Origin of the sequence: Mixta mediterraneensis (assembly GCF_030283135.1) — a bacterium.
Classification (GTDB): Bacteria; Pseudomonadota; Gammaproteobacteria; order Enterobacterales; family Enterobacteriaceae; genus Pantoea; species Pantoea mediterraneensis.
Map to the genome: position 1 here is coordinate 1 of NZ_JASUAZ010000069.1, position 12,117 is coordinate 12,117.

Genomic DNA, 12,117 nt, shown 5'->3' on the forward strand with positions numbered 1-12,117 from the left:
CGTCAGCTTGCCATGAGTTGTTCTAACTTCTCCTGCGCATCCAGCCACGCCATTTCTACTTCTTCCAGCGCCGATTTGCTTTCAGCTTGCTGCTGTAGGGCGGTGGTTAAATCCGCTTTGCGGCTTTGATCGTAGAGCGCGCTGTCAGATAGCTGAGCTTCGGCGTCGGCCAACTGGCTTTGCCATTGGCTCATCTGTTTTTCCAGCTTCTCGATCTCTTTACGCAGTGGCTGAGTTTGTTTACGCAGCTCAGCTTCACGGCGCTTCTGATCTTTACGTGCCTGTGCACTGTTGCCGTTATCCTGCTTCGGTGCAGCGTCCTGTTGTGCCTGCTGTTTTTGCAGATTGCTTAACCATTGCTGATAGTCGTCCAGATCGCCGGGGAACACATCGACTTTGCCGTCGTGCACCAGGTAAAGATCGTCAGTAGTGGCGCGCAGTAAATGGCGATCGTGCGAGACCACGACCAACGCCCCTTCGAAATCAATTAAAGCTTCGGTCAGCGCCTGACGCATATCTAAATCAAGGTGGTTGGTCGGTTCATCAAGCAGCAGCAGGTTAGGGCGCTGCCAGACAATTAATGCCAGTACCAGGCGCGCTTTTTCGCCGCCGGAAAAGCGCTCGGTGATTTCGCTGACTTTATCTCCCTGAAAGCCGAAACCGCCTAAATAATCACGTAGTTGTTGTTCCAGAACGCCAGGCGCGATACGGGCGAGATGTTGCAGCGGTGATTCATCGGCGCGCAAAAATTCCAGCTGATGCTGGGCGAAATAACCCAGCTTGATACCCTTAGCCAGTCCAACTTCGCCCTCAATTGCTTTTATCTCACCGGCCAGCAGCTTAATCAGTGTCGATTTACCGGCACCGTTACGACCAAGCAAGCCGATGCGCGATCCTGGCACCAGGTTCAGTTTGATGGCATCAAGAATGATGCGATCGCCATAGCCGGCCGTGACCTTCTCCATCTTCAGTAGCGGATTGGGTAAGCTTTCCGGGGCGCGGAAACTGAAGCTGAACGGGTTATCAACGTGTGCGGGAGCAATCATCTCCATGCGTTCCAGCATTTTGATGCGGCTTTGCGCCTGTCTGGCTTTAGTGGCTTTAGCGCGGAAGCGATCGATATAGTTCTGTAAATGAGCAACTTTTTCTTGCTGGCTTTCATACAGTGATTGCTGCTGCGCCAGTTTAGCGACGCGCTGGCGCTCAAATGAGGTGTAGTTGCCGGTATATTCAAACAGTGATTGCTGTTCGATATGGATAATTTTATCCACGACCGGATCGAGAAAGTCGCGGTCATGAGAAATCAGGATCAGCGTGCCTTCGTAGCTTTTCAGCCAGCGCTCAAGCCAAATAACCGCATCGAGATCGAGGTGGTTGGTTGGCTCATCAAGCAGTAACAAATCAGAACGGCAAATCAACGCCTGCGCCAGATTAAGACGCATCCGCCAGCCGCCAGAGAAATCGCTCACCGGGCGCTGTAACTGCTCCTGACTAAAGCCCAGACCGTGCAGCAGACTGGAAGCCCGAGCCTGTATGCTCCACGCCTGAACGGCATCCAGCTTACCGTGTAACAACGCAATAGCATTGCCATCGTTGCGTGTGTTGGCTTCGTCTAGTTCAGATGCAAGCTGGCGATATTCGCGGTCGCCATCAATAACATAGTCGAGCGCCGCTTTGCTCAAAGCCGGCGTTTCCTGATTAACCCAGGCCAGCGCCCAGTTGGCAGGAAAAGTCATGCTGCCGGCGTCACTGGTGATTTCACCTTTTAGCAGCGACAGCAGCGTGGATTTACCACAGCCGTTTTTACCTACTAATCCGACTTTTTGGCCTGGATTAATGGTGGCGGTGGCGTTGTCGAGCAAGACGCGGATGCCGCGGCGTATTTGTAAGGCAGAGAAGACAATCATAAGCGCCGTATCGTCAGAATATGTTAATTTACAGGCAACATAATAAGATTTTGCTGCGTCGTGCATGGTAGCGGAAATCTGTAGCAATGACGACGCTCTGGAGAACAACAATGTCGCAGCCACCGAAGATTTTACTGCTTTATGCCCACCCGGAATCACAGGACTCGATGGCTAATCGTATTTTGCTGCAACCGGCTCAGGCGCTGGAACATGTTACGGTCCGTGACTTATACGCAACGTATCCCGACTTCTTTATCGATATTCACCGGGAACAACAGCTGCTGCGCGAACATCAGGTGATTATTTTCCAGCATCCGCTTTATACCTACAGCTGTCCGGCGCTGCTGAAAGAGTGGCTGGATCGTGTTTTATCGCGCGGTTTTGCGAACGGCATTGATGGCAATGCGCTGGAAGGAAAATACTGGCGCAGCGTGGTGACTACTGGTGAACCTGAAAGCGCTTTTCAGCATCAGGGCCTGAACCGCTATCGTATGAATGACATTATGCGCCCGTTTGAGCTGACCGCGCAGATGTGTCGTATGCACTGGATGCCACCGATGATTGTGTACTGGGCGCGTCGTCAGAACCCAGATGTGATGAAAAATTATGCCCGAGCCTATGGCGACTGGTTGGCGGCACCGCTACCGAACGGAGGATTGTAATGGCAGGACAAACGCTGCTGACCGCGGGGGTGATTTATCTGTTCGCGGCGGTACTGATTGTGCCGGTGGCGGCTCGCCTCGGTATTGGTGCAGTTTTAGGTTATCTGGTGGCTGGCATCGCCATTGGGCCGTGGGGATTAGGTTTTATCAGCGACGTTGACGAGATTCTGCACTTTTCTGAACTCGGCGTGGTGTTCCTGATGTTCATCATCGGGCTGGAGCTGAATCCCTCAAAGCTGTGGTCGTTACGTCGCTCAATATTTGGTGTGGGCGCTGCGCAAGTGATTTTCTCAGCGGCGATCCTTGGCGCGCTGTTATGGCTGGATCATTTTACCTGGCGGGCCGCGGTGATTGGCGGGATTGGTCTGGCGATGTCCTCTACCGCAATGGCATTGCAGCTGATGCGAGATAAAGGCATGAACCGCAGCGAAGCCGGACAGCTGGGCTTTTCGGTGCTGCTGTTTCAGGACATTGCGGTGATCCCGGCGTTGGCATTAATTCCGTTACTGGCGGGAACGGATAGCGGGCATATTGACTGGCTGAAGTTAGGTATGAAGGTACTGGCGTTTGCAGGTATGTTGATTGGTGGCCGTTATTTGCTGCGCCCTATTTTTCGTTATATCGCTGCTTCTGGCGTGCGCGAGGTGTTTACCGCCGCGTCGCTGCTGCTGGTACTGGGTGCGGCGCTGTTCATGGATGCGCTGGGTTTATCAATGGCGCTTGGCACATTTATTGCTGGCATCCTGCTGGCGGAAAGCGAATATCGCCATGAACTGGAAGTCGCTATCGATCCATTTAAAGGGTTGCTGCTCGGCTTGTTCTTTATTTCGGTCGGGATGGCGCTCAACCTCGGCGTGCTTTACACCCATATCTTCATCATTTTGTTGGGTGTACTGATTCTGGTTGCCGTGAAAACAGGGGTGTTGTATGGGCTTGGGCGTATTTTTGGCCTGCGTAGTTCGGAACGTCAGCAGTTTGCTGGGGTGCTGAGCCAGGGGGGCGAATTCGCGTTCGTGCTGTTTTCTGCTGCCTCATCCGTGAAGCTGTTTTCAGGTGATCAGCTGCCGATGCTGTTAGTGACAGTGACCTTATCAATGATGACCACGCCGCTGCTGATGCGAGGCATTGATCGGTTGCTGGCGCGCCGCTTTAACGAAGCTGACGATAATGCGGAGAAGCATTTTGTCGACGACGATCAACCGCAGGTCATTGTGGTGGGATTTGGTCGTTTTGGTCAGGTGATTGGTCGTTTGTTAATGGCAAACAATAAGCGAATTACCGTGCTGGAGCGTGATATTAGTGCGGTAAGCCTGATGCGTAAATACGGTTACCAGGTTTACTATGGTGACGCAACCGAGCTGGAGTTGCTGCGTGCAGCAGGTGCCGCTCAGGCCCAGTCCATCGTCATTACTTGTAACGAGCCGGAAGATACCATGACGATTGTTCATCTGTGTCAGCAGCATTTTCCACAGTTACAGATTCTGGCGCGTGCACGCGGACGTGTGGAAGCTCACGAACTGTTACAGGCCGGTGTGACACAATTCTCACGTGAAACCTTCTCTAGCGCGCTGGAGTTAGGCCGTAAAGCGCTGATGACATTAGGTATGCATCCGCACCAGGCTCAGCGTGCACAGCTGCACTTCCGTCGACTGGATATGCGCATGCTGCGTGAGCTTATGCCGAACCATGCTGATAGCGCCCAGGTTTCACGCGTGCGTGAGGCGCGTCGTGAACTGGAAGATATTTTCCAGCGCGAAATGCTGCAGGAGAAGCGTCAGCTGGATGGCTGGGATGATGATAAGTAATGAGATAAAACAGGCGGAACACGATGCGTAAACGTTTTATTGCCGGTGCGGTCTGTCCGCACTGTCAGGAAAAAGACACCCTGGCGATGTGGCGTGAAAATAATGTCGATGTAGTGGAGTGCGTGAAGTGCGGCCACCAAATGCGTGAAGCCGATAAACAGGCGCGCGATCAGGTTCGCAGCAATGAGCAAGTCATCGGGATTTTCCATCCAGAATAGCGGAATGGCGCAGCTTTTTTTAAGCTTAAACTTACAGCGAGATGGAATTCCGTTACAATTAGCGCCATTAACGCTGTGGTCGCGAGAGAAAGTCATTCCCTCTCGTACTCAGCCCCGAACCTTTCTGGTTGGTGTTATTGCACGCAAAAATAGACCAATGAGACGGGATCACAGCTCTCAACGGTTAGGAGATATCATGAAAGTAGCAAAAGACCTGGTGGTAAGCCTGGCCTATCAGGTACGTACAGAAGACGGTGTGTTGGTTGACGAGTCACCGGTGAGTGCACCGTTGGACTATCTGCACGGTCATGGTTCCCTGATTTCTGGTCTGGAAAACGCGCTGGAAAATCACGTAGCGGGCGATAAATTTGATGTGCATATCCCGGCTAATGATGCATATGGCCAGTACGATGACAACCTGGTGCAGCGTGTACCAAAAGACGTATTTATGGGTGTTGACGAGCTGCAGGTAGGTATGCGCTTCCTGGCAGAAACCGATCAAGGTCCGGTTCCGGTTGAAATTACCGAAGTGGAAGACGATCACGTCGTGGTTGACGGCAATCACATGCTGGCAGGTCAGAACCTGAACTTCAATGTTGAGGTGGTTGCAATTCGTGAAGCCACCCCGGAAGAACTGGCGCATGGGCACGTTCACGGCGCTGATGGTCATCATCACGACCATGAACATGATCACGACCATGGTAAAGGTGGTTGCGGTACTGGTGGTTGCGGTTGCAGTCACTAAGCCAGATATGACGATTCAAGGCCACCTTTCGGTGGCCTTCCTTTTTTGACGGAGATGGCGTCATTAATAATGCGGTGGCGGCGTCTCTTCTGACTGAGAAGCCATCATTGAGGGTGCGCTGGCCTTTAGCTTATCCAGCAACAGACGCATCTGCTCACGCATTTTTCCCATTTCCAGCTCGTGCTGCACGACGGTATGGTTCAGCTGATCGATAGTTATTTCCTGAAAGGCCAGTTTGCTTTCCAGCATTTCAAGACGGTGTTCCCATTCGGATTGTTGCATGACCCCTCCTTAATAAAATGGATGATGTGATTGGCGCAGGGTTTGATTCTACGGCCTGGACACACAGAATGACCCGATTTTTTACTATCCGCTGGCGTTACGCTTGAAAAACCCCTGTTGCGGCACCATTTCTGATGAAACTTTCTGATGCAAAAAAGGTCGGAGGTTAACCGCGTAATTACGTTGTGGGGGTGTTTGCCACTGCCACGTACAGTTATAGTGTGGACCTTTAGTCCGCAATGATTCCCGAGGTTAAAGGCTTCGGTTTTGGAGAAAGGATGAAATCACTGTTTAAAGTCACATTGTTAGCTACCACCCTGGCCGTCGCGCTGAATGCTCCGCTGGCAATGGCTGCCGAAACTGCCGCAGCACCGGCGGCAGCGACGTCTGCACCTCAGGCTCCAAAAAATGCGGCCTTCAAAAATGAAGATCAACAATCCGCTTATGCGCTGGGCGCCTCGTTGGGTCGCTACATGGACAACTCCCTGAAGGAGCAGGAAAAACTGGGCATCAAACTGGATAAAGATCAGCTGATCGCTGGTGTTCAGGATGCATTTGGCGGCAAGAGCAAGCTGTCTGACACCGAGATTGAACAAACACTGCAAGCCTTCGAAAGCCGCGTGAAAGGCGCTGCCCAGGCGAAAATGGAAAAAGACGCGAAAGAGAATGCCGATAAAGGCGGAGCTTATGCGGCCAAATTCGCCAAAGAAAGCGGCGTGAAAAAGACGGAAAGCGGTCTGCTGTATAAAGTTGAGAAAGAAGGCTCCGGTGACGCACCAAAAGACAGCGACACTGTTGTGGTTAACTACAAAGGTACGCTGGTTGATGGTACTGAGTTCGACAACTCTTATACGCGTGGCGAGCCGCTGTCATTCCGTTTAGACGGTGTGATTCCGGGCTGGACCGAAGGGCTTAAGCACGTGAAAAAAGGTGGCAAGATCAAGCTGGTCATTCCACCACAGTTGGCTTACGGTAAAAACGGCGTGCCAGGCATTCCGGCTAACTCCACGCTGGTATTTGATGTAGAACTGCTCGACATCAAACCCGCGCCCAAAGCAGATGAAAAAGCGCAGGCACCTGCCGCTGCTGCGAAAAAGTCGCAATAATCTGTTCACCGCCGCCTCTGTGCGGCGGTTTCATTTCCGCATCACGACAAACCTCTGGCATAAGCGGGCGACATTTGCCAGACTAGCGCCTGCATAACTATCCCAATATTGAGTCTGCCCGAAAGACGCCGAGACAGGCTCCAGCCATTTAGGGTGATGTCTTCAATGTCTAATCCATTCAATCCTGGTGAACTGAGCGACTTCGATCTTCTGGAGCAGCGTCCGTTCGAGCAAAGCGATTACGATATTTTGAAATCGTACGAGGCCGTTGTTGATGGCCTGGCGATGTTAATTGGATCGCATTGTGAAATTGTCCTGCATTCGCTGGAAGATCTGAAATGTTCGGCGGTGCGCATCGCCAATGGTGAACATACTGGCCGCAAAGTAGGGTCGCCGATTACCGATCTGGCGTTGCGCATGCTGCACGATATGCACGGTGCAGACAGTAATGTGTCCCGCGCCTACTTTACCCGCGCCAAAAGCGGGGTATTAATGAAATCCGTTACCATCGCTATCCGTAATCGTCAGCAACGCGTTATCGGTTTGTTGTGTATTAACATGAATCTGGATGTGCCGTTCTCACAGATTATGTCGACGTTCATGCCGCCGGAAATGCAACAGGTGGATTCTAATGTGAACTTTGCCAGCTCGGTCGATGACCTGGTCATGCAAACGCTGGAGTTCACCATTGAAGAGGTGAGCGCAGATCGTAACGTGTCGAATAATGCCAAGAACCGCCAGATTGTGTTGAATCTTTATGAGAAGGGCATTTTTGATATTAAGGATGCAATTAACCAGGTTGCCGATCGCCTTAACATCTCCAAACACACCGTTTACCTTTATATTCGCCAGTTTAAAAATGGCGACTTTCAGGGGCAGGATCGTTAATGCGTTATGCCTTGCTGGTTACCGGTCCGGCTTATGGTACGCAGCAAGCCAGCAGCGCGCTGCTATTTGCCCAGGCGCTCTTAGCTGCGGGACATCAACTGGAAAGCATCTTTTTTTATCGGGAAGGCGTATTGAATGCTAATCAGCTAACCGCGCCAGCGAGTGATGAGTTCGATTTGGTGCGTGCCTGGCAGGCATTAAAAAAAGAGGGCGTGGCGCTAAATATTTGTGTCGCGGCGGCGCTGCGGCGTGGCGTAACCGATGCGCAAGAGGCGGAACGTCTTCAGCTAGCAGGAAGTAATCTACAGCCCGGCTTTGTATTAAGCGGTTTAGGCGCACTGGCAGAAGCCGCGCTGAGTTGCGATCGTATGGTGCAGTTTTAATGAATCGTGTGGCTTTTGTCTTTACCCGTGGTCCACATGGCAGCAGCGCAGGGCGTGAAGGACTTGATGCCGCACTGGCGACTGCCGCGCTCAGCGAAGAGATTGGCCTGTTCTTTATCGGAGATGGCGTGCTGCAATTAATGGCGGGCCAGCAGCCTGATCTCATCTTTAGCCGCCATTATGCTGCGACCTTTGGCGTACTGGCGCTGTATGAGGTAGAAGAGTGTTGTCTCTGTCTGGATTCGTTAACCGCGCGAGGATTGTCTGCTGAGATGCCACGCGTGCTGGAGGTTGATATCCTTACTGCCGTCGCGCTGCGCCAGCAGCTAGAAAATTACGATCGCATTCTGACCTTTTAAGAGATTCTGATGCTGCACACCCTGATGCATTCGCCCGCTTATAGCGATCTTGATACCTTACTTCAGTTGCTTAATGCAGAGGATGATCTCCTGCTGATGCAGGATGGCGTGTTCGCTGCGCTAAGGAGCAGCGCTGCTCTGGCGCGTCTGTTGAGTTCAGCTGCAACAGTTTGGGTATTAGAAGAAGACCTGAAGGCACGGGGATTGGCTGGGCAAATTTCAACCGAAATACAGCCGGTGAACTATACTGGTTTCGTCGCGCTAACGGTAAAACATCCACAACAAATGGCCTGGTGACGCTGAAAACCTGGTTATTTCTTGACACCCTTTTGACACAGCCCTAAAATTCTGCCTCCTCGTAGTCTTACGAGGCGATTTATCACGTGTTTACGAAGCAAAAGCAAATCCAGGAGCTATTTAATGGCAACAGTTAACCAGCTGGTTCGCAAACCACGCGTCCGCAAAGTTGCAAAGAGCAACGTGCCGGCGCTGGAAGCTTGCCCGCAAAAACGTGGTGTTTGTACTCGTGTGTACACCACCACCCCGAAAAAACCAAACTCAGCACTGCGTAAAGTTTGCCGTGTGCGTTTGACTAATGGTTTTGAAGTTACCTCCTATATCGGCGGTGAAGGTCATAACCTGCAGGAACACTCCGTGATCCTGATCCGTGGCGGTCGTGTTAAAGACTTGCCAGGTGTGCGTTACCATACCGTTCGTGGCGCGCTTGACTGCTCAGGTGTTAAAGACCGTAAGCAGGCTCGCTCCAAGTACGGCGTGAAGAAGCCAAAGGCTTAATGGTTCTCCGTTAAGTAAGGCCAAACGTTTTAACTTAAATGTCAAACTAAACTCGTAGAGTTTTGGACAATCCTGAATTAACAACGGAGTATTTCCATGCCACGTCGTCGCGTCATTGGTCAGCGTAAAATTCTGCCAGATCCGAAGTTCGGATCAGAACTGCTGGCCAAATTTGTAAATATCCTGATGGTAGATGGTAAAAAATCTACCGCTGAATCAATCGTTTATACTGCGCTTGAGACCCTGGCTCAGCGTTCAGGTAAAAACGAGCTGGAAGCCTTTGAAGTAGCACTGGAAAACGTGCGTCCGACTGTCGAAGTTAAGTCACGTCGCGTTGGTGGTTCTACCTATCAGGTACCAGTAGAAGTCCGTCCGGTTCGTCGTAATGCGCTGGCAATGCGTTGGATCGTAGAAGCTGCTCGTAAACGCGGTGATAAATCTATGGCTCTCCGCCTGGCGAACGAACTTTCTGATGCTGCAGAGAACAAAGGTACTGCAGTTAAGAAACGTGAAGACGTTCACCGCATGGCAGAAGCCAACAAGGCGTTCGCTCACTACCGCTGGTAATAGCCACGTAGTTGTTAAACCAGCGGGCGCTCAAACAGCCAACCCGCTGGGGTCGACTTACTTTGAACGTCCGAGAATCAGAGGAATCAAATGGCTCGTACAACACCCATTACGCGCTACCGTAACATCGGTATCAGCGCCCACATCGACGCCGGTAAAACTACCACTACCGAGCGTATCCTGTTCTACACCGGTGTTAACCACAAAATCGGTGAAGTACACGATGGCGCCGCGACCATGGACTGGATGGCGCAGGAGCAGGAGCGTGGTATTACCATCACTTCTGCTGCGACCACCGCATTCTGGTCAGGTATGGCTAAGCAGTTTGAGCCGCACCGCATCAACATCATCGACACCCCAGGACACGTTGACTTCACCATCGAAGTAGAACGTTCTATGCGTGTTCTTGATGGCGCAGTAATGGTTTACTGTGCAGTTGGTGGTGTTCAGCCACAGTCTGAAACTGTATGGCGTCAGGCTAATAAATACAAAGTTCCGCGTATTGCGTTCGTTAACAAAATGGACCGCATGGGCGCGAACTTCCTGAAAGTTGTAGGTCAGATCAAAACCCGTCTGGGCGCCAATCCTGTTCCGCTGCAGTTGGCGATCGGCGCTGAAGAAAACTTCACCGGCGTTATTGACCTGCTGAAAATGAAAGCTATCAACTGGAACGATGCTGATGCTGGCGTGACCTTCGAGTACGAAGAGATCCCTGCAGAAATGGCTGATCTGGCTGAAGAGTGGCACCAGAACCTGATTGAAGCGGCTGCAGAAGCCTCTGAAGAGCTGATGGAGAAATACCTCGGCGGTGAAGAGCTGACTGAAGACGAAATCAAAGCTGCTCTGCGTCAGCGCGTACTGAATAACGAAATCATCCTGGTGACCTGTGGTTCTGCATTTAAGAACAAAGGTGTTCAGGCGATGCTGGATGCTGTGGTTGATTATCTGCCTGCGCCAACTGACGTACCTTCAATTAACGGTATGCTGGACGACGGTAAAGATACACCCGCTGAGCGTCATGCTGATGATAAAGAGCCGTTCTCCGCTCTGGCATTTAAAATTGCGAATGACCCGTTCGTGGGCAACCTGACGTTCTTCCGCGTCTATTCTGGTGTGGTTAACTCAGGTGATACCGTACTGAACTCTGTTAAATCTCAGCGCGAGCGTTTTGGCCGTATCGTTCAGATGCACGCTAACAAACGTGAAGAGATTAAAGAAGTTCGTGCTGGCGATATTGCTGCTGCAATCGGTCTGAAAGACGTGATTACGGGTGATACGCTGTGTGATCCGAGCGCACCGATCATTCTGGAGCGCATGGAATTCCCAGAGCCGGTTATCTCTATCGCTGTTGAACCAAAAACCAAAGCTGACCAGGAAAAAATGGGTCTGGCTCTGGGCCGTCTGGCGAAAGAAGACCCGTCATTCCGCGTCTGGACTGACGAAGAATCTAACCAGACTATTATTGCTGGTATGGGTGAGCTGCATCTCGACATCATCGTTGACCGTATGAAGCGTGAATTCAACGTTGAAGCAAACGTCGGTAAACCGCAGGTTGCTTATCGCGAAACGATTCGTGAAAAAATTACCGATGTCGAAGGTAAACATGCGAAACAGTCCGGTGGTCGTGGTCAGTATGGTCACGTTATCATTGACCTGTACCCGCTTGAGCCAGGCGGTAAAGGCTATGAATTTACCAACGACATCAAGGGCGGTGTAATCCCTGGTGAATACATCCCAGCCGTTGATAAAGGCATTCAGGAGCAGCTGAAATCAGGTCCACTGGCGGGTTATCCGGTAGTTGATCTGGGCGTGCGTCTGCATTTTGGTTCATACCATGATGTGGACTCCTCCGAACTGGCGTTTAAACTGGCTGCATCTTTAGCGTTTAAAGATGGCTTTAAAAAAGCGAAGCCTGTTCTGCTTGAGCCTGTCATGAAGGTTGAAGTAGAAACGCCTGAAGAGAACATGGGTGACGTAATCGGTGACCTTAACCGTCGTCGCGGCATCATCGAAGGTATGGATGACACCGCAACGGGTAAGACCGTTCGCGCTCAGGTACCGTTGTCTGAAATGTTTGGTTATGCAACTGACCTGCGTTCACAGACTCAGGGCCGTGCTTCTTACTCCATGGAGTTCCTGAAGTACGCTGAAGCGCCGAACAACGTCGCTCAGGCCATTATTGAAGCTCGTAGCAAATAAGTCTACGGTTTAAAATTTGAACAGATGCCTTCGTCAAAGATGAAGGCATAACAGTAAGGAATATCGCCATGGCGAAAGAGCAATTTCAACGTAACAAACTGCACGTAAACGTGGGCACCATCGGTCACGTTGACCACGGTAAAACTACCCTGACTGCAGCAATCACTACCGTTCTGTCTAAAACTTACGGTGGCCAGGCTC

The 12,117-nt window shown here is 51.4% G+C and carries 15 protein-coding genes; 13 read left to right on the top strand and 2 right to left on the bottom strand.

Annotation, left to right across the window (positions count from 1 at the left end; genetic code table 11):
• Window positions 1–2: 2 nt before the first annotated feature.
• Window positions 3–1,907 (bottom strand): ABC transporter ATP-binding protein, encoded by a 1,905-nt coding sequence (locus QRY16_RS20640; protein WP_289777890.1) that lies wholly within the window; start codon window positions 1,905–1,907, stop codon window positions 3–5.
• A 110-nt stretch (window positions 1,908–2,017) separates the two neighbouring features.
• Between QRY16_RS20640 and kefG the strand changes: the two genes are divergently transcribed.
• The 4 genes from kefG (at window position 2,018) to slyD (ending at window position 5,337) form a co-directional block, all read left to right on the top strand.
• Complete coding sequence (gene kefG / locus QRY16_RS20645; RefSeq protein WP_289777891.1) at window positions 2,018–2,569, top strand: glutathione-regulated potassium-efflux system ancillary protein KefG; 552 nt, start codon at window positions 2,018–2,020, stop codon at window positions 2,567–2,569.
• Window positions 2,569–4,374: a glutathione-regulated potassium-efflux system protein KefB gene (gene kefB, locus QRY16_RS20650; protein ID WP_193405627.1), complete on the top strand. Its 1,806-nt coding sequence runs from the start codon at window positions 2,569–2,571 to the stop codon at window positions 4,372–4,374. Before kefG ends, kefB begins: the two co-directional genes overlap by 1 nt.
• Window positions 4,375–4,397: 23 nt before the next feature.
• The gene (locus QRY16_RS20655) at window positions 4,398–4,592 is read left to right on the top strand and encodes a YheV family putative zinc ribbon protein (protein WP_006120567.1); all 195 of its coding nucleotides are present in this window, start codon (window positions 4,398–4,400) and stop codon (window positions 4,590–4,592) included.
• 196 nt (window positions 4,593–4,788) lie between these two features.
• On the top strand, window positions 4,789–5,337 hold the full coding sequence (slyD, locus tag QRY16_RS20660; RefSeq protein WP_193405628.1) for a peptidylprolyl isomerase: 549 nt from the start codon (window positions 4,789–4,791) through the stop codon (window positions 5,335–5,337).
• A 63-nt stretch (window positions 5,338–5,400) separates the two neighbouring features.
• Here slyD and QRY16_RS20665 read toward each other — a convergent pair whose 3' ends face one another.
• Window positions 5,401–5,619, bottom strand: coding sequence for a protein SlyX (locus QRY16_RS20665; protein ID WP_193405629.1), 219 nt, complete (start codon window positions 5,617–5,619; stop codon window positions 5,401–5,403).
• Between the two features lie 278 nt (window positions 5,620–5,897).
• On the opposite strand from QRY16_RS20665, the gene fkpA reads away from it, so the two are divergent.
• The 9 genes from fkpA to QRY16_RS20710 all read left to right on the top strand — a co-directional run.
• Window positions 5,898–6,725 (top strand): FKBP-type peptidyl-prolyl cis-trans isomerase, encoded by an 828-nt coding sequence (gene fkpA / locus QRY16_RS20670; RefSeq protein WP_289777892.1) that lies wholly within the window; start codon window positions 5,898–5,900, stop codon window positions 6,723–6,725.
• Between the two features lie 165 nt (window positions 6,726–6,890).
• Window positions 6,891–7,613 carry a helix-turn-helix transcriptional regulator gene (locus tag QRY16_RS20675; RefSeq protein ID WP_193405631.1) on the top strand — a complete coding sequence of 241 codons (723 nt, stop codon included), beginning with the start codon at window positions 6,891–6,893 and terminating at the stop codon, window positions 7,611–7,613.
• Window positions 7,613–7,996: a sulfurtransferase complex subunit TusD gene (tusD, locus tag QRY16_RS20680; RefSeq protein WP_193405632.1), complete on the top strand. Its 384-nt coding sequence runs from the start codon at window positions 7,613–7,615 to the stop codon at window positions 7,994–7,996. Before QRY16_RS20675 ends, tusD begins: the two co-directional genes overlap by 1 nt.
• Window positions 7,996–8,355 carry a sulfurtransferase complex subunit TusC gene (tusC, locus tag QRY16_RS20685; protein WP_289777893.1) on the top strand — a complete coding sequence of 120 codons (360 nt, stop codon included), beginning with the start codon at window positions 7,996–7,998 and terminating at the stop codon, window positions 8,353–8,355. Before tusD ends, tusC begins: the two co-directional genes overlap by 1 nt.
• Window positions 8,356–8,364: 9 nt before the next feature.
• Window positions 8,365–8,652, top strand: coding sequence for a sulfurtransferase complex subunit TusB (tusB, locus tag QRY16_RS20690; RefSeq protein ID WP_289777894.1), 288 nt, complete (start codon window positions 8,365–8,367; stop codon window positions 8,650–8,652).
• 123 nt (window positions 8,653–8,775) lie between these two features.
• Window positions 8,776–9,150 (top strand): 30S ribosomal protein S12, encoded by a 375-nt coding sequence (gene rpsL / locus QRY16_RS20695; RefSeq protein ID WP_003852912.1) that lies wholly within the window; start codon window positions 8,776–8,778, stop codon window positions 9,148–9,150.
• Between the two features lie 96 nt (window positions 9,151–9,246).
• The gene (gene rpsG / locus QRY16_RS20700) at window positions 9,247–9,717 is read left to right on the top strand and encodes a 30S ribosomal protein S7 (protein WP_013510774.1); all 471 of its coding nucleotides are present in this window, start codon (window positions 9,247–9,249) and stop codon (window positions 9,715–9,717) included.
• A 90-nt stretch (window positions 9,718–9,807) separates the two neighbouring features.
• Window positions 9,808–11,916 (top strand): elongation factor G, encoded by a 2,109-nt coding sequence (fusA, locus tag QRY16_RS20705; RefSeq protein WP_193405635.1) that lies wholly within the window; start codon window positions 9,808–9,810, stop codon window positions 11,914–11,916.
• Between the two features lie 68 nt (window positions 11,917–11,984).
• A partial coding sequence (locus tag QRY16_RS20710) for a GTP-binding protein (protein ID WP_289777895.1) occupies window positions 11,985–12,117 on the top strand: 133 nt, incomplete at its 3' end.

Coding starts and splice junctions, on each gene's coding strand:
- QRY16_RS20640 (WP_289777890.1), bottom strand. CDS start 1,907: ATGATTGTCTTCTCTGCCTTACAAATACGCCGCGGCATCCGCGTCTTG.
- kefG (WP_289777891.1), top strand. CDS start 2,018: ATGTCGCAGCCACCGAAGATTTTACTGCTTTATGCCCACCCGGAATCA.
- kefB (WP_193405627.1), top strand. CDS start 2,569: ATGGCAGGACAAACGCTGCTGACCGCGGGGGTGATTTATCTGTTCGCG.
- QRY16_RS20655 (WP_006120567.1), top strand. CDS start 4,398: ATGCGTAAACGTTTTATTGCCGGTGCGGTCTGTCCGCACTGTCAGGAA.
- slyD (WP_193405628.1), top strand. CDS start 4,789: ATGAAAGTAGCAAAAGACCTGGTGGTAAGCCTGGCCTATCAGGTACGT.
- QRY16_RS20665 (WP_193405629.1), bottom strand. CDS start 5,619: ATGCAACAATCCGAATGGGAACACCGTCTTGAAATGCTGGAAAGCAAA.
- fkpA (WP_289777892.1), top strand. CDS start 5,898: ATGAAATCACTGTTTAAAGTCACATTGTTAGCTACCACCCTGGCCGTC.
- QRY16_RS20675 (WP_193405631.1), top strand. CDS start 6,891: ATGTCTAATCCATTCAATCCTGGTGAACTGAGCGACTTCGATCTTCTG.
- tusD (WP_193405632.1), top strand. CDS start 7,613: ATGCGTTATGCCTTGCTGGTTACCGGTCCGGCTTATGGTACGCAGCAA.
- tusC (WP_289777893.1), top strand. CDS start 7,996: ATGAATCGTGTGGCTTTTGTCTTTACCCGTGGTCCACATGGCAGCAGC.
- tusB (WP_289777894.1), top strand. CDS start 8,365: ATGCTGCACACCCTGATGCATTCGCCCGCTTATAGCGATCTTGATACC.
- rpsL (WP_003852912.1), top strand. CDS start 8,776: ATGGCAACAGTTAACCAGCTGGTTCGCAAACCACGCGTCCGCAAAGTT.
- rpsG (WP_013510774.1), top strand. CDS start 9,247: ATGCCACGTCGTCGCGTCATTGGTCAGCGTAAAATTCTGCCAGATCCG.
- fusA (WP_193405635.1), top strand. CDS start 9,808: ATGGCTCGTACAACACCCATTACGCGCTACCGTAACATCGGTATCAGC.